Consider the following 24052-nt stretch of genomic DNA (forward strand, 5'->3'; position numbering starts at 1 on the left):
TCTGAGGGGGCGCGCCGCTACTGCGGCGGGTTGCCGTGCTTGCGCGAGGGCAGGTCGGCGTGCTTGTTGCGCAGCATCGCCAGCGAGCTGATCAGCACGGACCGGGTCTCGGCCGGGTCGATCACGTCGTCGACGAGTCCGCGCTCGGCGGCGTAGTACGGGTGCATGAGTTCGGCCTTGTACTCCTTGACCATGCGGGCGCGCATGGCCTCGGGGTCCTCGGCGGCGGCGATCTGGCGGCGGAAGATCACGTTGGCCGCGCCCTCCGCGCCCATGACCGCGATCTCGTTCGTCGGCCAGGCGTAGGTGAGGTCGGCGCCGATGGACTGGGAGTCCATGACGATGTAGGCGCCGCCGTAGGCCTTGCGCAGGATGAGGGAGATGCGCGGCACGGTCGCGTTGCAGTACGCGTACAGGAGCTTGGCGCCGTGGCGGATGATGCCGCCGTGCTCCTGGTCGACGCCGGGCAGGAAGCCGGGCACGTCGAGCAGGGTGACGATGGGGATGTTGAAGGCGTCGCACATCTGGACGAAGCGCGCGGCCTTTTCCGAGGCCTCGATGTCGAGGACGCCCGCGAGGGTCTGCGGCTGGTTGGCGACGATGCCGACGACCTGGCCGTCGAGCCGGGCCAGGGCGCAGATGATGTTGCGCGCCCAGCGCTCGTGGATCTCCAGGTAGTCGCCGTCGTCGACGAGCTCCTCGATGACCTTCGTCATGTCGTACGGACGGTTGCCGTCGGCGGGGACGAGGTCGAGCAGGACGTCGGAGCGGCGCTCGGCCGGGTCGTCGCTGGGGGCGACGGGCGGGTTCTCGCGGTTGTTCTGCGGCAGCATCGCGAGGAGGTAGCGGACCTCGGCGAGGCAGGTCTCCTCGTCGTCGTACGCGAAGTGGCAGACGCCGGAGGTCTCGGCGTGCACGTCGGCGCCGCCGAGTCCGTTCTGCGAGATCTCCTCACCGGTCACCGCGCGGACCACGTCGGGCCCGGTGATGAACATCTGGGAGGTGTCGCGGACCATGAAGACGAAGTCGGTGAGGGCGGGGCTGTAGGCGGCGCCGCCCGCGCACGGGCCGAGCATCACGGAGATCTGCGGGATGACGCCGGAGGCCTTGGTGTTGCGCTGGAAGATGCCGCCGTACCCGGCGAGGGCGGAGACGCCCTCCTGGATGCGGGCGCCCGCGCCGTCGTTCAGGGAGACCAGCGGCGCGCCCGCGGCGATGGCCATGTCCATGATCTTGTGGATCTTCGTGGCGTGCGCCTCGCCGAGGGCGCCTCCGAAGATCCGGAAGTCGTGGGCGTACACGAAGACCGTACGGCCCTCGACCGTGCCCCAGCCGGTGATCACACCGTCCGTATAAGGCTTCTTCGCCTCCAGGCCGAAGCCGGTCGCCCGGTGCCGCCGCAGCTGCTCGACCTCCTGGAACGACCCCTCGTCGAGAAGCAGCGCGATCCGCTCCCGCGCCGTCAGCTTGCCCTTGGCGTGCTGCGCCTCGGTCGCCTTCTCGCTCGGCCCCGCAAGCGCCTGCGCACGGATCCCGGCCAATTCGGCCACTCGGCCCCGCGCGTCCGCGGGCTCGCCCGCTGAAGATCCAGCCTCGTCCAAAACGGTCATGCTCTCGACCTTACGAAGGACACGCGCGAAAACGGACCGTCGACTCTGCACAGTCTCCGGACCGTTTTCCTGGCACCCCCAGACAGAAGTGCCGTCCGGTGCAGCCAAAGCCACTGCTCAGGGCCCCATCCGGCTGTAGGGGTTCCACAAGGCGCGCAATGAGACTCACCTCACACCCAGGGCTCGCGTACGTGCGGGTACGACGTGGGAACGAGCGCCTCCGGCGCGGCCTGGGGCGGTTCGCCGAGGGGGGCGCGCCCCGGCACCGTACTGCCGAATTGGTGAGGGCCGACAACCCGCTCCCCCGCGGGTATGCCGAGGGCGCCGACGGCCGCGCCCCGGCCGCCCGGGCCCCGGCGGCTTGCGCGAGGGGGCCGCACGCCCCACTGGAGGTCTTGAAGTCGCACGCTTCCGGGCGCCCTGCGAAGGTGAGATCGGCCCCTCGGCGCACGGCCCGTACGTCCTTCTTGCGCCATTCCCGCCGACCCGCCACCGCTTCTGTTGAAGATTGAACTTAATCGCGCTACAGTCGAAGTCGTTGAACATTCAACGGCTCGTGGCTACGGCTCCCGTAGCGCGCAGCCCGTCCCCAAGGAGCACGTCATGGGATTCTTCGGCCGCAAGAACGACAGCCCCGCCGCCACCGCCGCGCCCGCCCCGGTCAGCCCGGAGCTCGCCGCCGTGACCGGTGAGTACACGCTGGACCCCTCGCACTCGTCGATCGGCTTCGTCGCCCGGCACGCGATGGTCACGAACGTCAAGGGCTCCTTCCTCGACTTCAGCGGCTCGCTGCACCTCGACGGGGCCGACCCGTCCGCGTCGACGGCGTCCATCGACGTCACGATGGACAGCATCGACACCGGCAACGCGGACCGCGACGGCCACCTCAAGAGCGCGGACTTCTTCAAGACGGACGAGTTCCCCCAGATGACGTTCCGCTCCACGAAGGTCGAGGCCGCGGGCGGCGACGACTACCGCGTCACCGGCGATCTGACGATCCTCGGCACCACCAGGCCGATCACCATCGCCCTGGAGTTCAACGGCGCCGCCAAGGACCCCTTCGGCAACGAGCGCGTCGGCTTCGAGGGCAAGGCGGAGCTGCTGCGCTCGGAGTGGGGGCTGACCTGGAACGCGGCGCTGGAGACCGGGGGGGTTCTGGTCTCGGACAAGATCAAGCTGAACTTCGACATCTCTGCCATCAAGAACGCGTGACCGCTGCCGCGAGCTTGCGGCTAGGGGGCTTGGCGCCCCCCCTCCCTCTCCCTGGGCTTCGCGTGCCGCTTTTTCGCGCTGCGCGCTCGTCCTCAAGCGCCGGACGGGCTTGAATCGGCGGCTTCCGGTCCGGGTTGTCGCGCTGCGCGCTCGTCCTCAAACGCCGGACGGGCTGAAATACCCGCGCTTGCGCGCTCGTCCTCAAACGCCGGACGGGCTGAAATGCCCGCGCTTGCGCGCTTGTCCTCAAGCGCCGGACGGGCTTGAATCTGCGCGGTACGGTGCGCCGATGTCCGCGTTTCTGTCTCAGTTGCCCGCGCTCATCGGTGTGGTGATCGGTGCTCTCGGGTCGTACGTCGCTGTCCAGCGCGGGGAGCAGGTGCGCTTCCGGCGTGAGCAGGCGGCTCGGTGGGACGAGCGGCGGCTGGCCGTCTACACCGACTACGCGCGCGTGCTGAAGCAGACCGTCACGCTGGCCTACCGCATCGCCGCGCACCAGGGCAACGATCCGCATCCGCACCCCCTGTCCGCCGAGGAGGCGGAGGCCCAGCTGGCCGAGGCGGCCGACGCCCGGGACCCGGCGGGCGAGGCGATCCTGCTGCTCGGCGCCCCCGCCGTGGTGGAGCGGGCCCGGGCGTGGGTGCTCGTCGTGCTGGAGATGGAGGCCTTCCTGCGCGCGGGCGAGCGGGCGCCCGGAGCGTGGTCCGCGCTGATCTCGCGCCAGCGGCTCGCCCGCGGCGCCTACTACGCCGCCGTCCGCGAGGACCTGGGGCTGCCGCCCGGCCACACCGGCCACTGGAGGAGCGATTCCAGCCCGTCCGGCGTTTGAGGACGAGGCGCGGAGCGCCAACATCTTTGAGCGCCTGGGGCGCCCGCGAGGGCTACGCCCCGGCGCCCCCCGTGTGCCCGAGGAGCGCCTCGGCCAGCGGCCCGTGCACCGCCGGAGGCAGGGCGTGGCCGAGGCCCGGGATCTCCACCAGGCGGGCGTTGCCGATGACCTGCGCCAGGTGCTGCGGGTGCGGCGGCGGGAAGACGGGCTCGGCGGGGCCGCAGACCACCAGGGTCGGCACCTCGTTGCGGGCCAGCTCCGCCGTGCGCGGCAGGCCGGAGTCGTCCGCCCGGGCGTGTGCCGTCGAGCTGACGTGCGTGCCCGCGTGCGCGATGACGCGGCGCTCCTGGTCCCGGAAGAAGTCCTCGTCGAACGGGAGCCGATCGCCCGCGAGGGCCCGCCAGTGCGCCACGCGCCAGTCCAGCTCGGCCGCGGGGTCGCGGTCGTCCCCGAAGTGCTCCCAGATCTCCAGGACCTCCGGCGCGATCGGGGGCAGGTCCTCGGGGGCCGTGACCGTGCCGTCCGGGGCCTCGTACGGCGTGGCGCTCAGGGCGGCCGTGCCGATGACCGTGGCACTCAGGAGGCGGTCGGGGTGGTCGGCGAGGACGAGCTGGGTCAGCAGGGCGCCCAGCGAGAGCCCGACCACGTGGGCGCGGGGGATGTGCAGACCGTCCAGGACGGCGACCACGTCCCGCGCCAGGTCCAGGATCCGGTAAGGGTGCTCATCGAAGGCGGTCGTGGAGCGGCCCGTGTCCCGGTGGTCGTAGCGGATCACGTGGTGGTGCTCGGCCAGCGCGTCCACCAGCGGCTCCGGCCAGGCGATCCCGGAGGCGGCCGCGCCCATGACGAGGAGCAGCGGCGGGGCGGCGGGGTCGCCGCGCCGCTCGGTCCACAGCCGCACGCCGGGGGCGGGGGTGACGTACTGCTCGGTGACGGGGGGACGCATGGGGATCTCCGGGGATTCGGGTGCGCAGGCGCACGGGCGCGCATCATTAGACGATACGTATCGTCTTGTTTAGTCGCGGCGGCGTCAAGCCCTTCTCTCCCGGAACCCGAGCGCTACTAGAACCCGCCGCTAGAACCCGCTGCTAGAACCCGCCGCCGAAGTCCCCACCGCCCCCGAAGTCGCCGCCTCCGAAGCCGCCGCCGAAGTCCCCGGCGTCGAAGTCGGCCCCGGTCACGTCGCCGCCGTCGGCCATCGGCACCCCGGCCGACGCCGCGTACGCCGGGGACGACAGGGCCGAGCCCAGCATCGTGCCGACGAGGAGGCCGGGGAGCAGGCCGCCGCCGAAGTAGCCGCCCGCCCAGGGGCCGTAGGCCGGACCCGCCTCCCAGTAGGGGCGCCGCTCGCCGGATTCGGTGGTGACGGTGCGGGCGAGCGGGTCGTCGCCGTCGGCGAGGCGGACCGCGTCGGCCGTGCACACCGGCACCTCGCGCGGGGCGCCGCCCGCCGGGGTCCACTCGGCGTCCTTGACCGAGGGGCCGTGCCGGGGGTCGAAGAAGCACGGCGGCCGCCGCTCGGGCAGCGGGCGGCCCTCGCGGCGCGCGGCGAGCAGGGCGAGGCTGAAGCGGCCGTCGTCCAGGGACTGGGTGACGGCACGGACCTGTTCGGGCCGCTCGGCGGCGGCCATGAACCCCTTGGCCTTCTCGTACGCGTCCAGGGCGCGCTCGTAGTCGGCGCGCATGGCGTCGTCGGCCCCGGCCTCCGCCGGGTGGAAGTCGAGCCGGTCCAGCTCCTCACCGAAGGCGGTGATGTCCTCGTCGACGACGACGCGCAGCTTCTCCAGGGCCGCGCGCTCTTCGTCCGCGCGCTTGCGGCGGCGGTGCCGGACCACGGCGTAGGCGCCCGCGCCGCCCGCGGCGGCCACCGCGCCGACGCCGATCAGCGCGCCGACGGGGGCGCCGCCGTCGCCGCCCGTGCCGCCCCAGGAGGCGGGGGCGGTGCCGGACGTCTGGGTGAGCGCGCGGTCCACGAAGGCGTTGAGCTGCTTGTCGGCGTTCTGGCCTTCGCTCTGAGCGAGGGCCGAGAGGTTGGTCACGGCGTTCCTCGACAGGGCCGCGCCGTCGGCCTGGGCGTTGAACTTGTCGCCGAGCCTGATCGCGTACACACCGGTGACGCCCGTGGCCGTCCGCAGGTTGCGGAACAGGTCCTTCTCGGGGAACGTCGCCGGGAGCACGGCCACGAAGACCGGCTTGTCGGCCTTCTCGATCTTCTCGGAGAGGGCGTCGGCGGCGGCCTTGGGCAGCTGGGACGCCGCCGCCTCGTCGACGTACACGGGGTTCTTCCGCAAGGCGTCGGCCACCGTCTGGACATCCGTGGCGGCCCGGGCCGCGGGCGCCGCCGCGAAGGCGGCGCCCACGGCCAGGAGCAGTCCGGACAGGATGACGGTCAGCTGGGACGCCGCCTGCCTGGTGGGCCTCATACTTCACGCTAACCCAGGCCCGGCCGATTCGTGCCGCCCGTGTTCACTCCACGGGCTCGACCCCCGCCTTGAGCAGGCCGTACGTCACGGCGTCCTCCAGGGCCTGCCAGGACGCGGCGATCACGTTGTCCGCGACGCCGACCGTGGACCACTCCCCCGCGCCGTCCGTGGTGGAGATCAGCACGCGGGTCGTGGAGGACGTGCCGTGCTTGCCCTCCAGGATGCGGACCTTGTAGTCGACGAGCTCCAGCTTGGCGAGCTCGGGGTAGACCCGCTCCAGGGCGACGCGCAGCGCCCGGTCCAGGGCGTTGACGGGGCCGTTGCCCTCCGACGTCGCCACGACGCGCTCGCCCTTGGCCCACACCTTCACGGTGGCCTCGTTGGCGTGGGAGCCGTCGGGGCGGTCCTCGACGATCGCGCGCCAGGACTCGGTGCGGAAGTAGCGTCCGGAGCGCCCTTCGCCGCCAGGACCGCGCAGCTCCTCCCGGAGCAGCAGCTCGAAGGAGGCGTCGGCGGCTTCGTACGTATAGCCCTTGAGCTCGCGCTCCTTGACGCGCTCCACGACGCGGCCGATCAGCTCGCGGTCGCCGCCGAGGTCGACGCCGAGCTCCTTGCCCTTGAGCTCGATGGAGGCGCGGCCCGCCATGTCGGAGACCAGCATGCGGATGCGGTTGCCGACGAGCTCGGGGTCGATGTGCTGGTACAGGTCCGGGTCGACCTTGATCGCGGAGGCGTGCAGGCCCGCCTTGTGGGCGAAGGCGGAGACGCCGACGTAGGGCTGGTGGGTCGCCGGGGTGAGGTTCACGACCTCGGCGATGGCGTGCGAGACGCGGGTCATCTCGCGCAGCGCGCCCTCGGGAAGGACCTTCTTGCCGTACTTCAGCTCCAGGGCCGCGACGACCGGGAAGAGGTTGGCGTTGCCGACGCGCTCGCCGTAGCCGTTGGCGGTGCACTGGACGTGGGTGGCGCCCGCGTCGACGGCCGCGAGGGTGTTGGCGACGGCGCAGCCGGTGTCGTCCTGGGCGTGGATGCCGAGCCGGGCGCCGGTGTCGGCGGCGACGGTGGCGACGGTGGCCTGGACCTGCGCGGGCAGCATGCCGCCGTTGGTGTCGCACAGGACCACGACGTCCGCGCCCGCCTCGTGGGCGGTGCGCACGACCCGCTTCGCGTAGGCGGGGTTGGCGCGGTAGCCGTCGAAGAAGTGCTCGCAGTCGACGAAGACGCGGCGGCCCTGCTCGCGCAGGTAGGAGACGGTGTCGCGGATCATCTCCACGTTCTCGTCGAGGGTGGTGCGCAGCGCGAGCTCGACGTGCCGGTCATGGGACTTGGCGACCAGCGTGATCACCGGGGCGCCGGACTCCAGGAGCGCCTTGACCTGCGGGTCCTCGGCGGCCTTGGCGCCCGCGCGGCGGGTGGCGCCGAACGCGACGAGCTGGGCGTTCTTGAAGGCGATCTCGTCCTGGGCGCGGGCGAAGAACTCGGTGTCGCGCGGGTTGGCGCCGGGCCAGCCGCCCTCGATGAAGCCCACGCCGAAGTCGTCCAGGTGCCGGGCGATGGCCAGCTTGTCCGCGACGGTGAGGTTGATGCCCTCGCGCTGTGCGCCGTCACGCAGCGTGGTGTCGAACACGTGGAAGGAGTCGTCCACGGAGAAGGAGGCACTCTCCTCGTCGGTGCGGAGGGAGTGGAGCGATTCGTCGGGTTTGCTGGTTTCCGTCATCTGTTCTGCCCCCTGGGTCGGATCTCGGTCTAACGGAATGACCGGCTCCGCCACCCTCATGTTCCCTCGCGGTCCGTCTTCCGGCTGCGGGTGGGCCGGAAAACGAAAAAACCCCTCGCGGGTGCGAGAGGCCTGCGCGCGGGTCGTAGGACGACGGGGCCGTTCCCCGCGTGACGTGGTCGCGGGAAACGGTCACTGCGGACCGGCGCGCGTGCTGCCAATAATCATGGCGAACATGAGCATGGACGCAGCCTGCCATACGAGGTGCCGCGCCGGAACGGCTGTCTCACTATGCGGGCCCCTCGCTGGACCGAACGAGTGACCCGGCGGCCGGGCGCCGGGCCTCTCGTCCCGCCCCTGTCAGCGCACGTGGCGGCGGACGAAGACGTCCCTCGCGCCGTTGGTGTCGCCCGGGACCATGGTGGCCGCGTCCGAGGTGAACGCGAACGTCCGGGCGTCCGCGCTCAGTCCGTACGCGGGCCAGCCCTGGTCCTCGCTCTCGCCGCCGCCCCGGGGCACGCTGACGCGCCGGTTGACGCCGGTCTTCAGGTCGCGCACGTACAGCGGGCCCTTGGCGCGGTCGCCCGCGGTGAGCCCGGAGGCGCCGGAGACGAAGGCGACGTGCCGGCCGTCGGGGCTGATCCGGGGCTCGTGGGAGTCGGCGTCGGTCTGGCCGCCGCGCGCGGTGACCGTCACCTTCTTGAGCTTGCCGGTGCGGGTGTCGAGCCGGAAGACGTCCTGCTTGCCGTTGGTGTCGCCGGGCACGAGCGGCGCCGGGCTGGTGAACGCCGCGTACCGGCCGTTCTCGCTCAGCGACGGCACGCCCACGCGGACCTGCTGGCCCGAGGGCAGCACGTCGAGCCTCTTGGAGGTGCCGGTCGTCGTGTCGTACGTGTACACCTTGCTGCCGTGCCCCGGCCGGACCTGGCCGAGGCCGTAGCCGACGTGGCGGCCGTCCGGGCTGAGGTGGACGGCGGTGACGGTCCACGTGGGCAGGCCGGTGGCGATCTCGCTGACCCGGCGCGTGGTGCCGTTCTCGCGGTCGCGCAGGTACACGCCGGTCCACATGGCGTCGCTCTGCGGGTCGCCGTGGTCCTTCAGGGCGGACACGAACGCCACGTACCGGCCGTTGGCGCTCACGCGCGCGCCGGTGACGTAGTCCCCGAACACCGGCTTGTCGTCGTCGGAGAGGCTGACGACCTCGGTGCGGCCGGTCTTGCGGTCCTTCAGGAACGTGCCGCTGTACAGGCCGCCGCCCTGCCGCGGCACCTGCGCGGAGTAGGTGACGTACCGTCCGTCGGCGCTGATCGACGGGTCGAGGGCGTGCGAGTCGTACTGCCTGCCGCCCGCGCGCAGGCTGATCCGCTCCAGCTTCTTGGTGCGCAGGTCGCGGAGGTAGATGTCGGTGCGGTCGTTGGTGTCGCCGGGCAGCAGGTTCGCCGCCTCGGTCTGGAAGGCCACATAGCGGCCGTCGGCGCTGATGGCCGGGGCGTCGGAGGCGCCGCGCGCCTGGGTGCCGTCGGCGGCGACGCTGATCCGCTCCGTGCGCGGGGCCGCCGCGCGGGAGCCGGGTGCGGCCGCCGCCGGGAGCGCGGCTCCCGTGACGGCGGCGACGAGCGCGGTGGCCAGAGCCGCGCGGGTGGTGAGACGCATGGGTGGTTCCCCCGTGGGTGGTGGTGAGGTGCGGTGCCCTGTGCCGGTAAGGAGTGCGTTGGGGGCACTCGTGGTTGCCAGGTCATCTGTTCGCCCCTCACGGTGCGCGGCGCGGCGCCTGACGTCCCGTCCGACACGCCGTGGGCGTCCCCCGTACCGGGTTCAGCGGACGCGGCGTACGAACACGTCGAGCGTGCCGTTGGTGTCGTCGGGCACCAGGTCGGGGGCGCTGGACGTGAACACCGCCTCGCGGCCCCGGGCGGTGACGGAGACCGTGCCCGCGCGGGTCTCGCCGGGGGCGAGCGCGGTGCGGCGGCCGGTGCGCACGTCGAGCAGGACGACGCGCTCGGCGCCGGGGCCGCCCTCGGCGAGGGCGGCGTACCGCGCGTTCCTGCTCGCGGACCTCGCGGGCGCCTCGGCGACCTTCCGGGCGGCGCCCCGGCGCAGGTCGTACTCGTACGTCCGGCCATCGGCGACGAACAGGACGCGGCGGCCGTCCCCGCTGATCTGGACGAACTCCCGGTCGGCGGCGCCGAGTCCGCCGTCGGCGCGCACGGTCTCGCCGGTGACGCGGTCCTTGACGTAGACGTCATCGCCCTCGGGCCCCGCGCTCCGCTTCACATAGGCCACGAACCTGCCGTCCGCGCTCAGGGAGGCCGCGCCGAAGCGGGTGTTCGTCGCGTCGCCCTCGACGCGTTCGGTGGTGCCCGTGGTGAGGTCCCGTACGGACACATAGCGGTCGGTGACGAAGCGGTCGTCGCCCGAGGTGTAGAGGACGTACCGGCCGTCGGGTGTGAGCGCCTGGATCTGGGCGGCCGACTCCACGCGGGTGCTCCGTCCCGTGTCCAGGTCGTGGACCCAGGCCGAGGGGCCCTTGGTGCCCTCGGTGTAGCCGACGCGGCGGCCGTCGCCGCTGAGCACGGGCGGCCCCCAGTCGAAACCGCCGCCGTTCTCGATCCGGGTGAGCCGGCCCGTGACCCGGTCCTTCACCGCCAGGCACACATACGTCTGCAGCTCGCAGCCCCGCAGCACGGAGGCCTTGGTCGAGAACGCGACGTAGCGTCCGTCGTCGCTGAGGGCCGCGTGCAGCGACTGGCGGTCGAGCTGGGCGCCGTCGCTCGCCGTGCTCACGCGCTCCGTGCGCGGCTTCCCCGGCCCCTGGTCGGCCGCCGCGGCCGACAGGGTCACGGCGCTGAGCGCGGCGGCGAGTGCCGCCGCGAGTAAGGCGCGTGTCGTCTGTCCGGTCATGCTGTCCGCTCCCCCTTGTTCGGTGCCTTGTCCGGTGCGGTTCACCGGGTGTGCCGTACGAAGACGTCGGCCTCGCCGTTGGTGTCGTTCCCCACGAGGTCGGGCGCCGCGGAAGTGAAGGCAAGGGCGCGGCCCTTGGCGGCGAGCGCGCCGGGGCCCGCCTGGGCGTCGGGCGGGCCGACGGCCGTGCTCCGGCCGGTGCGCAGGTCGAGCAGGTGCGGTCCGTCGGCCCTGGCCACCAGGACGTGCCGGACGCCCGCGGTGGCCGCCCTGGCGCGGCCCTCGGCGACGCGCGCCGCCGTGCCGGTCCGGGTGTCGTGGACGTACACGCCGCCCTGGGCGTTGAACACGACCCGGCGTCCTTCGGCGCTGATCCGCACGAGTTCGGCCGTGCCGAGGCCCGCGTCGAGCTGGGTCCGCTCCCCCGTGCCGCGCTCCCTGAGGAACACGTCCGCGGTGTCCTCGGGGCCCTCGCTGTAGCCGCCGGTCTGGTAGGCGACGCGGGTGCCGTCGCCGTTCACCGACGCGCCGCCCTTGAAGCCCTCCTCCGGGGGCGAGATCAGCTCGTCGGTGCCGGTGGCGGTGGAGCGGACGTACAGCAGCCGGGAGCCCTGGGGGCCGTGGCGGTTGCCGATGGTGTACGCGATGTGCGTGCCGTCGGGGCTCAGGGACAGCACGGCGCCCAGTTCGTTGGAGCCGGGCGGGTCCTTGGGCCACAGGCGCTCGGTGGTGCCGGTGGCGGTGTCGTGGAGGTAGGGCGCCGGGAAGCGCTTGCCCGCCGTGAAGGCGACGCGGGTGCCGTCGGCGCTGAGCAGGGGCGAGGAGTAGAGGTGGCCGGCGCCGAGGTCGATGCCGGTCAGCGCGCCGGTGGTCAGGTCCTTGACCGCCAGGCACGGCAGGAACGGCGCGCAGCCCAGGCGCGCCGCCCGGGTCACGAAGGCGACGCGGCGGCCGTCGGCGCTGAGCGCGGCGTCCCCGGAGGGCCCATCCAGCTGGGTGCCGTCGCTGGCGGTGCTGACGCGCTCGGTGCGGGGCTCGTGCGCCCGCGCCTGCGCGGGGGCCCAGGCGGCGGCGCTGAGCGCGGCCGCGAGGGCCGCGCTCAGCAGGGTGGTGGCAGCGCGGCGCCTCACCCGGCGCTCCGCAGGAAGACGTCGGACGTGCCGTTGGTGTCGCCGGGGACGATGCCCGCGTCGGGGCTGTCGAAGACGAGCCGCTCCTCGTCGGCGAAGGCGCCGGGGACGCCGCGGGCGTTGCCGTGCACGAGGGTGTCGCGGCCGCTCGGCAGGTGGCGCAGGCGGAGCGCGGAGTACGCCACGGGGTCGTCCCTCTGGTAGAGGAGCTGGTGGCCGTTCGGGCTGAGGGCGTCGGCCCGCTCGCCCGGCAGGCGCGTGGTCGTGCCGGTGGTGATGTCGCGGACGTAGGCGCCGTCGGCGGTGTTCACGGCGATGGCGTGGCCGTTGCCGCTGAGCTGGACGAGCTCCTTGGAGCCGCCGTCGTCGACGCGGACGCGGGTGCCCGTCTCGCGGTCGGCGCGCCAGATGTCGCCGGTGCCCGCGTCGCGGTAGGCGACGTAGCGGCCGTCGGCGCTGATGGACGGGTGCCGCATGTCCCGGGTGGAGTCCGGCGGGCCCGCGCTGACGGTCTCGTAGGTGCCGTTGACGCGGTCGTAGACCTCGACGCGGTCCGGGATCGAGGGGTGCTCGGCGACCTGGGTGAAGGCGATGTAGCGGCCGTCGGCGCTCATCTCGGCGCCGCTCGAACCGGCCTTGGATGAGCCGGTGGTGAGCGTCTTGACCTGGCCGGTCGCCAGGTCGATGAGTTTCGCCTTGACCGTGTGGGTGCCCCAGCCGAGGTAGGTGACGTACCGGCCGTCGTCACTGACGGACGGCTCCTGGAGGCCCTCCCTGATCCGCGTGACCTCGCCGGTCGTGTTGTCGCGGACGTGCAGGGCGCCCGGCGGGCGGGGCGTGGGCTCCTGGGTGAGGTTGGTGGCGGCGCTGCTGAAGACCGTGAAGGCGCCGTCGCGCGAGAGCCTGCCGCCCGAGGAGCCGCCGTTGGCCTCGGTGCCGTCGGCGGCGACCGAGACGCGGTCCACGTGCGGCGCGGCCGCCCGGTCGGGGGCCGCGTGCGCCGCCGTCAGACCGCCCGTGGTGAGCAGGGCGGTGAGCGCGGCCGTGAGGGCGGCCCGGTGCGGGGCGGCCCGGCGCGTCGTACTGCTGGTCATCCTCTGCCTCCTGTCGTCGCTCATGGGCCGCCTCACTTGCGCACCGTGCGGACGAACACGTCCTGGACGCCGTTGGTGTCGCCCGCCACGAAGTTCTCCTCGTCGAAGCCGCTGAAGACGACGGTCCGCGCGCGGGCGTCCATCCGCGCGTCGACGGCGTTCGCGGGCCTGCCGTCCTTGTCCGGTGACACCAGGACGTTGGCGCCGGTGCGCAGGTCGCGGACGAACTCCGCGTCGTCGACGGTCAGGACCGGCCAGGTGTCGAGCAGCAGTCGCGACCCGTCGGCGGAGACCCCGTCGACGGACAGGACTCCCTCGGGCCCGGGCAGGACCGCGTCGACGCGGGTGACCTTCCCGGTGCGCAGGTCGCGCACGAACGGGTTGACGCTGTCGTTGGGGTCCTCGCCCGGGACCAGGTTGGAGGCGCCGGAGTCGAAGGCGAGCGTGGAGCCGTCCGCGCTGAGCAGCGGGCCGGTGGCGGCGCCGTTCGCGGGGGCCCCGTCGTGGGTGGTGTCGGCCTGGGTCTCGCCGCCGGTGTCGCGGTCGTGGACGTAGAGGTCGGACCAGTCGCCGCGCGGCGGGGTGCCGTGCACGTACTGATAGGCCACCGTCCGGCCGTCGCCGCTGATCGTCGGGGCGCGGAAGCCGAGGAAGCCCTCGTCGGGCTCGGCGGGGAAGCTGACGCGTTCGGTGCGCTGGGCGCGCAGGTCGCGTACGTAGACGGCGCGGGCCCCGGAGGTGGTGGGGTCGTTGTCCTCGACGGCGAAGGCGACGGTGCGGCCGTCGGCGGAGAGCGCGGGCGCGTGGCCGTTCTCGAACACCATCGGCAGGTCGACGTCGGCGCGCTCGGCGCTGCCCGTGCGCAGGTCGCGCACCATGACGGCGGTCGTGTCGCCGTCCTGTGCCGTGTAGGCGAGGTACCGGCCGTTCGCGCTGAGCGACGGCGAGGAGAGCTCGCCGCCGGGGTCCACGATCCGCTGGATGCCGCCGTGGCGCGGATCGCGTACGAACAGGTCGGCCCGGTCGTTGGTGTCGCCGCGGACGAGGTTGCTGGCCTGTGAGGTGAAGGCGACGACGCGGCCGTCGGCGCTCAGCACCGGGTTCGTCGAGGGGCCGTTCGCCGCGCCGCCGTCGACGGCGACGCTGATCAGCCGCGTGGCCCCGGCGGCCCCCGCCGGTGCGTGCGGCGCCGGTGCGGTCCCACCGGCCGGTGCGGCGGCGGCCGCGGGCAGCGCCGCGGCCGCGAGTAAGACGGCGAGGGCGCTCGCGCCCGCCGTTCGCGCGGCTCTGCTGGATCTCTTCTTCCGTTGGGCTCTGGCCATGCGTTCCCCCCAGAAGGCACGTGCCCCCGGCCCGGTGCCAAGGGCCCATCGGGGATGCAAGCGCACGCCGGGCGCGAGGGTCAATCAGCCGTATCGCGTACAACCCAGACGCTGTCTCAAACGTCCGCGTCCGGCGCCGCGCCGAGCGTCTGGTCGCTGAACTCCCGTGCGTGGCCGAGGACTTGGGCCCGGTCGGTGCCGCGAAGGCCGATCGTCAGGTGGATGCTCAGGCCGTCCAGGAGGGCGCGTAGACGCGTGGCGACGCGGTCGGGGTCGACGGCGCGGAACTCGCCGTGCGAGACGCCCTCGGCGAGCAGCGCGACCAGGTCGCGGTGCCAGGCGCCCTCGATGGCGGCCTGCCGGTCGCGGCCGCCCGCGTCCGCGTCGAGCGAGCGGTTCCACACCTCGAGCCAGAGCGTCCAGTGCGGGTCGCGGTGGCCCCTTGGCACATACAGGTCGACGTAGGCGTCCAGGCGCTCGCGGGCCGTGCTCTCGCGGGCGAGCAGCCGCCGCCGCTCGGCGCCGAGACGGCCCTCGCTCCACTCCAGGGTGCGCAGGAGCAGCTCGTCCTTGGAGCCGAAGTAGTACAGGAGGTGGCCGCTGCTCATGCCGACCGCGCGGCCGAGCGCGGCCATGGTGAGCTCCTCCAGGCCGCGTTCGGCGATCATCTCCATGGCGGCGGCGAGGACGTCCTCGCGCGGCGGCGCGTTCTTCCGGCGTGCGCCGCGCGCGGGACCGGCCTCGGCCACGTGGTGCTCCCGTGTGTCAGATCCTTGGCTGCTGCTGGGTGACGCAGTGGATGCCGCCGCCCCCGGAAAAGATCGTACGGGCGTCGACGAGGGTGACCGACCGTTCCGGGAACAGCCGGCGGAAGATGCCGGCGGCGACCTCGTCGTTGGGGTCGTCGAAGCCGCACAGGACGACGCCGCCGTTGCACAGGTAGTGGTTGATATACGAGTGGTCGACCCAGCCGTCGTCGTCGGCGAGGGCGGTCGGGGCGGGGACCTCGACGACCTCAAGCGCCCGGCCGCGCGCGTCGGCGCGCCCGCGAAGGAGGCCCGCGACCTCCTTGCTGACCTCGAAGTCGGGGTGCGCGGGGTCGCGCTGGCTGTGCACGAGGACGACGCCGGGGGCGGCGAAGGCGGCGACGATGTCGACGTGGCCGAGGGTGCCGAAGCCGTGGCCTGGGTAGTCGGCGGTGAGGCCGCGCGGCAGCCAGATCGCCTCGCTGGTGCCGAGGTGGGCGTGTACCTCCGCCTCGACGCGCTCCCTGCTCCAGCCGGGGTTGCGCTCGGGGCCGAGCTGCACGGTCTCGGTGAGCAGCACGGTGCCCTCGCCGTCGACGTGGATGCCGCCGCCCTCGTTGACCAGGGGCGTGGAGTGCACGGGGACGCCCGCGAGGTCCGCGACGTGCCGGGCGATCTTCGCGTCGTGCTCCCAGCGGGCCCACTCCTGGGCGCCCCAGCCGTTGAACGTCCAGTCGACGGCGGCGAGGCCGCCGGTGCCGGTGTCGCGCACGAAGGTGGGCCCGATGTCCCGCATCCAGGCGTCGTCCAGCTCCCGCTCCACCAGGTCCACGCCGGGCCCGAGGAGCGCGCGGGCCGAGTCCGCCTGGCCGGGGCCGCACACCATGGTGACGGGCTCGAAGCGGCGTACGGCGCGGGCGACGGCCGCCCACGCCTGGCGCGCCTCGTCGAGGTCGTCGGGGGTGGCGAAGGTGGGGTTGGGGCCGGGCCACGCCATCCAGGTGCGGTCGTGCGGGGCCCACTCCGGGGGCATGTACAGGGTCATGGTCTCGTCCTTGAGGGGTGGGCGGCGTCAGAGGAAGTACAGGCGGTTGAGGGAGACCGAGTCGGCGGGCTCGGAGCGCAGCGGGTCGCCGTCGAGGGTGACGAGGCCGGTGCGCTGGTCCACGTCGACGGCGCCGGTGCGGGAGTTCAGGCGCAGGTCGGCGGGGCCGATGCCACGGGTGCCGCGCACGGCGACGCGGCGGCGGCGCGTGGGCATCTGGTCGCGGCCCAGGTCCACGGCGGCCTGGGCGACGAAGGCCACGGAGAGGTCGGCGGCGGTCGCCCCGTACGCCCCGAACTGCGGCCCGAGGACGAGCGGTTCGCAGGTGTCGGTGGCGGCGTTCGGATCGCCGACGACGCCGTAGGCGGGGAATCCGGCCTTCAGGACGAGCTGTGGCTTGGCGCCGAAGAACTCGGGCCGCCACAGCACGATGTCGGCGAGCTTCCCGGTCTCGATCGACCCGACCTCGTGGGCGAGGCCGTGCGCGATGGCGGGGTTGAGGGTGAGCTTGGCAAGGTAGCGCAGGACGCGCGCGTTGTCGTCGCCGGGGCCGTCGCCGTCCATCGGGCCGAGCTCGGCCTTCATCTTCCCGGCCATGGCGAAGGTGCGGCGCACGGTCTCCCCGGCGCGGCCCATGCCCTGCGCGTCGGACGAGGTGATGCCGATGGCGCCGAGGTCGTGCAGCACGTCCTCGGCGCCCATGGTCCCGGCGCGGATGCGGTCGCGGGCCATGGCGGCGTCGCCGGGCAGGTCGGTCTTCAGGTCGTGGACGGAGACGATCATCCCGTAGTGCTCGGCGACGGCGTCGCGCCCGAAGGGCAGAGTCGGGTTGGTGGAGGACCCGATGACGTTCGGCACGCCCGCCATCTTCAGGACGTTCGGTACGTGGCCGCCGCCGCAGCCCTCGATGTGGAAGGCGTGGATGGTCCGCCCTTCGAGGACCTTCAGGGTGTCCTCCACCGACAGGCACTCGTTCAACCCGTCGCTGTGCAGGGCGACTTGGACGTCGTGTTCCTCGGCGACGCGCAGCGCGGTGTCCAGGGCGCGGGTGTGGGCGCCCATGTCCTCGTGCACCTTGAAGCCGCTCGCGCCGCCCTCGGCGAGCGCCTCGATCAGCGGGGCCTCGTGCGAGGACGAGCCCCGGCCGAGGAAGCCGATGTTGACGGGCCAGGCGTCGAAGGCGTTGAAGGCGTGCCGCAGCGCCCAGGGCGAGTTGACGCCGACGCCCCACACGGGCCCGAACTCCTGCCCGATGACCGTGGTCACCCCGGAGGCGAGCGAGGCCTCCATGATGCGCGGCGACAGGAGGTGGACGTGGGTGTCCACGGCTCCGGCGGTGGCGATGAGCCCCTCGCCGGAGACGATGGAGGTGCCGGTGCCGACGACCACGTCGACGCCGTCGAGGGTGTCGGGGTTCCCGGCCCGCCCGATGGCGGCGATCCGGCCCTCGCGGATGCCGATGGACACCTTGCGGATGCCCTGCACGGCGTCGATGACCAGGACGTTGCTGATGACGACGTCGCAGGTGTCACGGACGGCGGCGGCCTTGAGGTGCAGTCCGTCGCGGGCCGTCTTGCCGAACCCGGCGAGGAATTCGTCGCCGTACTTCTGCGCGTCGGACTCGACGCGCACGGTCAGTCCTGAGTCACCGAGGCGGACCCGGTCCCCGGCGCGGGGGCCGTGCGCCACGGCGTAGGCGTATGGATCGACGCTCATGTGCTCGCTCCCAGATATCCGCAGGCGGCGGCCCTGCGCAGGGCCTCTTCCTTGGCGCCGGGCGCGTCCAGCGGGCCGTCGACGAGACCGGCGAAGCCGATCGCGACGCGGTCGCCGCCGATCGGTACGAGCCCGACCTCGACGCGCTCGCCGGGCCCGAACCGCACGGACGAGCCCGCGGGCACCGCGAGACGCGTGCCGTAGGCCGCCGCCCGGTCGAAGTCGAGCCGGGGGTTGGCCTCGAAGAAGTGGAAGTGCGAGGTCACGGAGACGGGCACGGTGGCGGTGTTGTGCACGGTGAGCGCCGCGACGGGCGCCGGGTCGGCGTGCGCGGGCCCCGGAAGCAGAGCCCCCGGCGCGCGCTCGCCCTCGCTCTCGCCGCCGATCGGCCGGGCGACCACGGCGAGCCGGGACCCGTCGTCGAAGACGGCCTCCACGTGCACCTCGGTGACGACGTCGGCGACGCCCGGCAGCACGTCGTCCGGGCCGAGGACGGCGCGGGCGCGCTCGATGGCCTCGGCGAGGCGGGCGCCGTCGCGGGCCGCCTCGCACACGGTGTCCGCGATCAGCGCGGTCGCCTCGGGCACGTTGAGCCGCAGGCCGCGCGCCCTGCGGGCGCGGGCGAGCTCGGCGGCGCCGTAGAGCAGCAGCCGGTCGCGTTCCGTGGGGGTCAGTCGCATACCGGTCCCTTCGGGATGTTTGAGCAGCACTCTAATCTTTGGGCTCACAGATCCGGAAGGTTTGCTGCGGATGTATTGAGTGCCACTCAAAGAAACGGCGCTGGCGCGCCTCGTCCTCAAACGCCGGACGGGCTGGATCTTCCAGCCCGTCCGGCGTTTGAGGACGCGGCGCGCCAGCGCCAATGGTGGTGAGCGGGGGAACGGATCAGCCCAGGCGGTGCATCCAGCCGTGCTTGTCCTCGGCGACCCCCCGCTGAATGTCAAGCAGCGTCTCGCGCAGCTTCGTGGTCACCTCACCGGGACGCCCATCGCCGTGCACCCACTCGCGGCTCGCAGCCTTCACCGTGCCGACCGGCGTGATCACGGCGGCGGTGCCGCAGGCGAAGACCTCGGTCAGGGTGCCGTTCGCGGTGTCGGCCTGCCACTGGTCGACGGAGACGCGGGCCTCCTCGGACTCGTAGCCGAGGTCGCGGGCGACGGTGAGCAGGGAGTCGCGGGTGATGCCCTCCAGGATGGAGCCGGAGAGCGCGGGGGTGACGATCTTGTTCCCGTACACGAAGTACAGGTTCATGCCGCCCAGTTCCTCGACCCACTTGTGCTCGACGGCGTCGAGGTAGGCGACCTGGTCGCAGCCCTGCTCGGCGGCCTCGGCCTGCGCGAGGAGCGAGGCCGCGTAGTTGCCGCCGGTCTTGGCGTCGCCCATGCCGCCGGGCACGGCGCGCACGCGGTTCTCCGAGAGCCAGATCGAGACGGGCTTCACGCCGCCCGGGAAGTACGCCCCCGCGGGGGACGCGATGACGACGAAGAGGTACTCGTTGGCGGGCTTCACGCCCAGGCCCACCTCCGTGCCGATCATGAAGGGGCGCAGGTAGAGGGACTCCTCGCCGCCGTGCGCGGGCACCCAGTCGACGTCCTGGCGCACGAGCGCGTCACAGGCCTCGATGAAGGTCTCGACGGGCAGCTCCGGCATGGCGAGGCGGCGCGCGGAGTACTGGAAGCGGCGCGCGTTGGCCTCGGGGCGGAACAGGGCGACCGAGCCGTCGGGCTGGCGGTAGGCCTTCATGCCCTCGAAGATCTCCTGCGCGTAGTGCAGGACGTTCGTCGCCGGGTCGAGCGAGAGGGGGCCGTACGGGACGAGCTGGCCGTCGTGCCAGCCGCGCCCCTCCGTCCAGCGGATCGTCACCATGTGGTCGGTGAAGTGGCGGCCGAACCCGGGGTTGGCCAGGACGGCCGCGCGCTCCGCGGCCTGGGCCGGGGTCGAGGAGGGCTTCAGCTCGATCGTGGGCGTCGTCATGATTGCGTGTCCTTCACCGGTTCATCGTGTGTGACGGACCGCGCTCAGGCCGTACGCGCGCACCTCTCGCGGCGTACGGGCGTACGCCGCTTCGCGGCCCCACGTCCGATTATCGCTCGTGAGGTTCCCTGGACGAAACGGCGGGATTCACGGCCCCTGGCATCCGATGGTGACACCCGGCGGCGGGATACGAGAAGCCGCCGGGCGCGCGAGGCGACCCGGCGGCTGCACGGACGGCGGAGGGCCGTGCGGACGGATCAGCCCGCCACGCGTACGGCGAGCGCGTCGCCGATCTCGTCGGTGGTACGAGTGGTGGTCCCCCGGGCGCCGAGGTCGACCGCGACGGCCTCCTCGACCCGGCTGGCCTCGGCGTCGTACCCGAGGTGGCGCAGGAGCAGGGCGACGGACAGGACCGTGGCGGTCGGGTCGGCCTTGCCCTGGCCCGCGATGTCGGGCGCCGAGCCGTGCACCGGCTCGAACATCGACGGGAAGGCGCGGGCGGGGTTGATGTTGCCGGAGGCGGCGACGCCGATGCCGCCGGAGACGGCCGCGGCGAGGTCGGTGATGATGTCGCCGAAGAGGTTGTCGGTGACGATCACGTCGAACCGCTCGGGCTGCGTGACGAGGTAGATCGTCGCCGCGTCCACGTGCATGTACTCGGTGGTGACGTCCGGGAACTCCGCGGCCACCCGGTTGAACACGTCCGTCCACAGGTGCCCGGCGAAGGCGAGCACGTTGTTCTTGTGGATCAGCGCGAGCTTCTTGCGCGGGCGGGCCTGGGCGCGGGCGAAGGCGTCGCGGACCACGCGCTCCACGCCGAAGGCGGTGTTCACCGAGACCTCGGTGGCGACCTCGTGCTCGGTGCCCTTGCGGATGGTGCCGCCGTTGCCGGTGTAGGGGCCCTCGGTGCCCTCGCGGACGACGACGAAGTCGATCTCGGGCTGGCCCGCGAGCGGCGTGGCCACGCCCGGGAGCAGCTTGCTCGGGCGCAGGTTGACGTGGTGGTCGAAGGCGAAGCGGAGCTTGAGCAGGAAGCCGCGCTCCAGGACGCCGGAGGGCACCGACGGGTCGCCGATGGCGCCGAGGAGGATCGCGTCGTGCCGCTTGAGGGCGTCGAGGTCGGCGTCGGTGAGGGTCTCCCCCGTGGCGTGGTAGCGCCGGGCGCCGAAGTCGTACTCCTTGGTCTCCAGCTTCACATCCTGCGGGAGGACGGCATTGAGGACCTTGAGCCCCTGGGCCACGACTTCCTGGCCGATTCCATCTCCGGGGATCACTGCGAGATTGATGCTGCGAGACATGTCGGCACCCTACTCCTCGTCCCACGCGTTGACACGGGCTGTCCGCGATGCGGACAGCTCTCGTCTCTCCGCGCGTACGCCACCACACGGACACCCTCTCTTCACCTCGGCGCAGGGCGGGAGTTGGAAGTTACTGGGAAGTTCCTTCGTCATGGACACCCCCAACGTCGGCATTCCCGAGCCGCTCGCGCGGACGATGAGCATGCCCGAGCAGCACGAGTACCTGCGCGGGAGGCTCTCCCGGCGCAGGGTGCTCGCCAGTTCCTTCGCGAGCGCGGGCGTCGCGGGCGGCATCGGGCTGCTCGCCGGAAGCTCGGGCAGCGCCTACGCCGAGCGCCCCAGCGCCGCGCGCCCGCTCGCGTCTCCGCCCGCCCCGGTGACGGTCGACGGCCGTCTCGTCGCCCCCTTCGGCCGCCACCTGGCCTTCGGCGCCGACCCCAAGACGCAGATGCGGATCTCCTGGCAGGTGCCGTTCGCCGTCAAGTCCCCGTACGTGCGCGTGGGCCTGAAGCCCTGGGAGCTCAGCCAGAAGATCGAGGCGGAGGTGCGGGACCTGCGCACGCCCTCGCTCTCGCGCAAGCTGCCCGAGGTCGAGCAGTACTACCTGCACGCGGCGCTCGACGGCCTGCGGCCCGGCACGACGTACTACTACGGCGTCGGCCACGAAGGATTCGACCCGGCCTCGCCCGAGCGCATGGGCACGCTCGGCTCGTTCCGCACGGCACCGGCGCGGCCGGAGAAGTTCGTCTTCACGGCCTTCGGCGACCAGGGCGTGAGCTATCACGCGCTCGCCAACGACCAGGTGATCCTGGGCCAGAACCCCTCGTTCCATCTGCACGCGGGCGACATCTGCTACGCGGACACCACCGGGCACGGCAAGGACTCCGACACGTACGACGCCCGTGTGTGGGACGAGTTCCTCGCGCAGACGGAGACCGTGGCGAAGTCCGTGCCGTGGATGGTGACGACGGGCAACCACGACATGGAGGCCTGGTACTCGCCGAACGGCTACGGCGGCCAGGCCGCCCGCTGGTCGCTGCCGGACAACGGCTTCGACGCGAAGAACGCGCCCGGCGTCTACTCGTTCCGCTACGGCAACGTCGGCGTCGTCGCGCTCGACGCCAACGACGTGTCGTACGAGATACCCGCCAACAAGGGCTACTCGGACGGCAAGCAGACCGCGTGGCTCGACCGGCGCCTGGGCGAACTGCGCGCGGACGACGCCATCGACTTCGTCGTCGTGTTCTTCCACCACTGCGCGTACTCCACGGCGACGCACGGCTCCGACGGCGGGGTGCGCGACGCGTGGCTGCCGCTGTTCACCAAGCACCAGGTGGACCTGGTCATCAACGGCCACAACCACGTGTACGAGCGGACCGACGCCATCAAGGGCGGCGAGGTCGGCAAGCCGGTGCCGGTCGGCGCGTCGACCGATCCGACGCGCGACGGCATCGTGTACGTCACCGCGGGCGGCGCGGGCAAGGACCTCTACAGCTTCCCGGTCGGCGTGAAGGACAGCTACGAGGGGCGGGTGAAGGACCGGGACTCGATCCTCACCTTCCACTGGACCAAGCTGCGCCTGCCCGACCCGGACACCGTGGAGTGGTCACGCGTGCGCTACACCGGCTTCTCGTTCCTCGCGGTGGAGGTGACGGCCGGGGCGCGGCCGAAGCTCACGGTCTCCGCGCTCGCCGAGACCGGCGAGCGCGTGGACCACTTCGAGATCAAGCGCGGGACGTAGGCGGGGCGGCTCAGTGCCCCGTCTCGCCGCCGTTGTCCCTGCGATCCAGGGCCCGCTGGAGGGCGGCGGCGGCGTTCTTGCGCTCGGCGTCGCTGGGGCGGAGGCTGCGGCGGACTCGTCGGACGGTCGTCTCGGCCATGAAAATTCGACTCCTTCGAACCAGGCGTCCTGCGGAACGGGGACGCAAAGGGTTACGAGACGCCGGAAAGGGCGGGGAGCGGGGCCGCAGGGTTCGCCTGCGCGGGGCCGGGCTCACATCCGCCGTTCGCTTGATCGAGCGAGACGTTCGGCTCCTACAAAGCTAAGACAGCTTCCGCTTCCTGTCTCTACATATACTCGGGCTTCCTACTATTTGAGACGGCGACCTCCGCCGCGACCGCTCTCAGCTCCCGGATCAGCGCCCTGACCACCAGCGATCCGGCCTGCTCCGGCGTCGTGACATAGCCCACGGCACGGGTCGGGCGGCCGGGTCCGAGGTCGGTGACCGCCACGCTCGGCGGCGCCCCCGTCAGCGACAGGGCGGGCATCACCGCCATGGCGTGCCCGGCGCCCACCATCACCAGGACCGCGCCGTCGTCCTCGGTCTCGGTGGTGGCCTGCGGCAGCCAGTCCTGGCGCGCCCACCAGTCGCGGGTGTACGAGGTGCAGTTCTCGGCCCAGTCCACGAGCGGCAGCGACCGCGGGTCGGGGTGCCCGGCCGGGTGGACGAACGAGTACGGCTCTTCGACGAGGACGGCGCCGACGAGGCCCGGCGGGATCGGTGAGGTCGTGCCGATGGTGGCGATCCCGATGTCGGCGCGGCCGTCGGCGACCTCGCCCGCGGTGCCGCGCCCCAGCTCCCGCACGACGCGCACCTCGGGCTCGACGCCGGGGTGGCGGGCGCGCAGGGCCGCGAGCGCGGGCGGCAGCAGATGCAGGGCCGCGCTGCGGAAGGCGGCGACGCGCAGGGGCCCGGCGACGGTGTCCTGGCCGCCGTCGGCCGCCGCGCCGCGGGCTTCGGCGACCAGGGTGGTGAGCAGCCGCAGGACGCGCCGGGCGTGGGCGACGGCGCGCTCGCCCGCCGGGGTGGGCGCGGCGCCGCCGCGGCCGCGCGCGAAGAGCACCGCGCCGACCTTCTTCTCCGTGCCGCGCACCGAGTGCGAGACCGCCGACTGCGTCAGGCCCAGGGCCTTCGCGGCGCCCGAGAAGCTGCGGGCGTCCGCCACGGCGACGATGACCCGCAGTTCGTGCGGGGCGATGTCGTGCTCGGCCACCGGTTCTCACCTGGTCCTATGAGGAGCGCTCAGGGTTGGGC

The 24052-nt window shown here is 72.9% G+C and carries 20 protein-coding genes; 3 read left to right on the forward strand and 17 right to left on the reverse strand.

Annotated elements, in window-relative coordinates; translation table 11 throughout:
- Positions 1-17: 17 nt before the first annotated feature.
- Complete coding sequence (locus AC07A4_RS29200) at positions 18-1610, reverse strand: acyl-CoA carboxylase subunit beta (protein ID WP_478604058.1); 1593 nt, start codon at positions 1608-1610, stop codon at positions 18-20.
- Positions 1611-2213: 603 nt separating this feature from the next.
- On the opposite strand from AC07A4_RS29200, the gene AC07A4_RS29205 reads away from it, so the two are divergent.
- On the forward strand, positions 2214-2822 hold the full coding sequence (locus AC07A4_RS29205; protein ID WP_478604060.1) for a YceI family protein: 609 nt from the start codon (positions 2214-2216) through the stop codon (positions 2820-2822).
- A gap of 289 nt (positions 2823-3111) precedes the next feature.
- Positions 3112-3651 (forward strand): hypothetical protein, encoded by a 540-nt coding sequence (locus AC07A4_RS29210; protein WP_478604062.1) that lies wholly within the window; start codon positions 3112-3114, stop codon positions 3649-3651.
- 52 nt (positions 3652-3703) lie between these two features.
- Here AC07A4_RS29210 and AC07A4_RS29215 read toward each other — a convergent pair whose 3' ends face one another.
- The 14 genes from AC07A4_RS29215 to AC07A4_RS29280 form a co-directional block, all read right to left on the reverse strand.
- A complete protein-coding gene (locus AC07A4_RS29215; RefSeq protein ID WP_478604065.1) occupies positions 3704-4597 on the reverse strand; it encodes an alpha/beta fold hydrolase in 894 nt (297 codons plus the stop codon).
- Between the two features lie 142 nt (positions 4598-4739).
- Positions 4740-6074 (reverse strand): hypothetical protein, encoded by a 1335-nt coding sequence (locus AC07A4_RS29220; protein WP_478604067.1) that lies wholly within the window; start codon positions 6072-6074, stop codon positions 4740-4742.
- Positions 6075-6117: 43 nt separating this feature from the next.
- Complete coding sequence (cimA, locus tag AC07A4_RS29225; protein WP_478604069.1) at positions 6118-7791, reverse strand: citramalate synthase; 1674 nt, start codon at positions 7789-7791, stop codon at positions 6118-6120.
- Positions 7792-8151: 360 nt separating this feature from the next.
- Positions 8152-9444 carry a TolB family protein gene (locus AC07A4_RS29230; protein ID WP_478604070.1) on the reverse strand — a complete coding sequence of 431 codons (1293 nt, stop codon included), beginning with the start codon at positions 9442-9444 and terminating at the stop codon, positions 8152-8154.
- Between the two features lie 162 nt (positions 9445-9606).
- The gene (locus tag AC07A4_RS29235; protein WP_478604073.1) at positions 9607-10692 is read right to left on the reverse strand and encodes a hypothetical protein; all 1086 of its coding nucleotides are present in this window, start codon (positions 10690-10692) and stop codon (positions 9607-9609) included.
- Between the two features lie 41 nt (positions 10693-10733).
- Positions 10734-11822, reverse strand: coding sequence for a hypothetical protein (locus tag AC07A4_RS29240; protein ID WP_478604075.1), 1089 nt, complete (start codon positions 11820-11822; stop codon positions 10734-10736).
- A complete protein-coding gene (locus AC07A4_RS29245; protein WP_478604078.1) occupies positions 11819-12916 on the reverse strand; it encodes a TolB family protein in 1098 nt (365 codons plus the stop codon). The genes AC07A4_RS29240 and AC07A4_RS29245 overlap by 4 nt, the downstream gene beginning before the upstream one ends.
- 32 nt (positions 12917-12948) lie before the next feature.
- A complete protein-coding gene (locus AC07A4_RS29250; protein WP_478604080.1) occupies positions 12949-14238 on the reverse strand; it encodes a hypothetical protein in 1290 nt (429 codons plus the stop codon).
- Positions 14239-14354: 116 nt separating this feature from the next.
- Complete coding sequence (locus AC07A4_RS29255; protein ID WP_478604344.1) at positions 14355-14912, reverse strand: TetR/AcrR family transcriptional regulator; 558 nt, start codon at positions 14910-14912, stop codon at positions 14355-14357.
- Between the two features lie 91 nt (positions 14913-15003).
- On the reverse strand, positions 15004-16029 hold the full coding sequence (locus tag AC07A4_RS29260) for an agmatine deiminase family protein (RefSeq protein ID WP_478604083.1): 1026 nt from the start codon (positions 16027-16029) through the stop codon (positions 15004-15006).
- 27 nt (positions 16030-16056) lie between these two features.
- Positions 16057-17745 (reverse strand): urease subunit alpha, encoded by a 1689-nt coding sequence (locus AC07A4_RS29265; RefSeq protein ID WP_478604085.1) that lies wholly within the window; start codon positions 17743-17745, stop codon positions 16057-16059.
- Entirely contained in the window at positions 17742-18425 is a 684-nt protein-coding gene (ureA, locus tag AC07A4_RS29270; protein ID WP_478604087.1) for an urease subunit gamma, read from the reverse strand. Before ureA ends, AC07A4_RS29265 begins: the two co-directional genes overlap by 4 nt.
- 205 nt (positions 18426-18630) lie before the next feature.
- Positions 18631-19719 (reverse strand): branched-chain amino acid aminotransferase, encoded by a 1089-nt coding sequence (locus tag AC07A4_RS29275; protein ID WP_478604090.1) that lies wholly within the window; start codon positions 19717-19719, stop codon positions 18631-18633.
- Between the two features lie 257 nt (positions 19720-19976).
- Positions 19977-21017 carry a 3-isopropylmalate dehydrogenase gene (locus AC07A4_RS29280; RefSeq protein WP_478604092.1) on the reverse strand — a complete coding sequence of 347 codons (1041 nt, stop codon included), beginning with the start codon at positions 21015-21017 and terminating at the stop codon, positions 19977-19979.
- A gap of 151 nt (positions 21018-21168) precedes the next feature.
- Between AC07A4_RS29280 and AC07A4_RS29285 the strand changes: the two genes are divergently transcribed.
- On the forward strand, positions 21169-22758 hold the full coding sequence (locus AC07A4_RS29285) for a purple acid phosphatase family protein (protein WP_478604095.1): 1590 nt from the start codon (positions 21169-21171) through the stop codon (positions 22756-22758).
- A 10-nt stretch (positions 22759-22768) separates the two neighbouring features.
- Here AC07A4_RS29285 and AC07A4_RS29290 read toward each other — a convergent pair whose 3' ends face one another.
- The gene (locus AC07A4_RS29290) at positions 22769-22897 is read right to left on the reverse strand and encodes a hypothetical protein (RefSeq protein WP_267885566.1); all 129 of its coding nucleotides are present in this window, start codon (positions 22895-22897) and stop codon (positions 22769-22771) included.
- 187 nt (positions 22898-23084) lie between these two features.
- On the reverse strand, positions 23085-24011 hold the full coding sequence (locus AC07A4_RS29295; protein ID WP_478604098.1) for a LysR family transcriptional regulator: 927 nt from the start codon (positions 24009-24011) through the stop codon (positions 23085-23087).
- Positions 24012-24052 lie beyond the last annotated feature (41 nt).

This window comes from Streptomyces sp. NPDC043996 (genome assembly GCF_056435225.1).

Bases quoted from the DNA above. Each gene is read 5' to 3' on its own strand.
- cimA (WP_478604069.1), bottom strand. From the start codon at position 7,791: ATGACGGAAACCAGCAAACCCGACGAATCGCTCCACTCCCTCCGCACC.
- AC07A4_RS29290 (WP_267885566.1), bottom strand. From the start codon at position 22,897: ATGGCCGAGACGACCGTCCGACGAGTCCGCCGCAGCCTCCGCCCCAGC.
- AC07A4_RS29235 (WP_478604073.1), bottom strand. From the start codon at position 10,692: ATGACCGGACAGACGACACGCGCCTTACTCGCGGCGGCACTCGCCGCC.
- AC07A4_RS29280 (WP_478604092.1), bottom strand. From the start codon at position 21,017: ATGTCTCGCAGCATCAATCTCGCAGTGATCCCCGGAGATGGAATCGGC.
- AC07A4_RS29200 (WP_478604058.1), bottom strand. From the start codon at position 1,610: ATGACCGTTTTGGACGAGGCTGGATCTTCAGCGGGCGAGCCCGCGGAC.
- AC07A4_RS29255 (WP_478604344.1), bottom strand. From the start codon at position 14,912: ATGGAGATGATCGCCGAACGCGGCCTGGAGGAGCTCACCATGGCCGCG.
- AC07A4_RS29250 (WP_478604080.1), bottom strand. From the start codon at position 14,238: ATGGCCAGAGCCCAACGGAAGAAGAGATCCAGCAGAGCCGCGCGAACG.
- ureA (WP_478604087.1), bottom strand. From the start codon at position 18,425: ATGCGACTGACCCCCACGGAACGCGACCGGCTGCTGCTCTACGGCGCC.
- AC07A4_RS29215 (WP_478604065.1), bottom strand. From the start codon at position 4,597: ATGCGTCCCCCCGTCACCGAGCAGTACGTCACCCCCGCCCCCGGCGTG.
- AC07A4_RS29245 (WP_478604078.1), bottom strand. From the start codon at position 12,916: ATGACCAGCAGTACGACGCGCCGGGCCGCCCCGCACCGGGCCGCCCTC.
- AC07A4_RS29265 (WP_478604085.1), bottom strand. From the start codon at position 17,745: ATGAGCGTCGATCCATACGCCTACGCCGTGGCGCACGGCCCCCGCGCC.
- AC07A4_RS29230 (WP_478604070.1), bottom strand. From the start codon at position 9,444: ATGCGTCTCACCACCCGCGCGGCTCTGGCCACCGCGCTCGTCGCCGCC.
- AC07A4_RS29285 (WP_478604095.1), top strand. From the start codon at position 21,169: ATGGACACCCCCAACGTCGGCATTCCCGAGCCGCTCGCGCGGACGATG.
- AC07A4_RS29210 (WP_478604062.1), top strand. From the start codon at position 3,112: ATGTCCGCGTTTCTGTCTCAGTTGCCCGCGCTCATCGGTGTGGTGATC.
- AC07A4_RS29220 (WP_478604067.1), bottom strand. From the start codon at position 6,074: ATGAGGCCCACCAGGCAGGCGGCGTCCCAGCTGACCGTCATCCTGTCC.
- AC07A4_RS29205 (WP_478604060.1), top strand. From the start codon at position 2,214: ATGGGATTCTTCGGCCGCAAGAACGACAGCCCCGCCGCCACCGCCGCG.
- AC07A4_RS29260 (WP_478604083.1), bottom strand. From the start codon at position 16,029: ATGACCCTGTACATGCCCCCGGAGTGGGCCCCGCACGACCGCACCTGG.
- AC07A4_RS29275 (WP_478604090.1), bottom strand. From the start codon at position 19,719: ATGACGACGCCCACGATCGAGCTGAAGCCCTCCTCGACCCCGGCCCAG.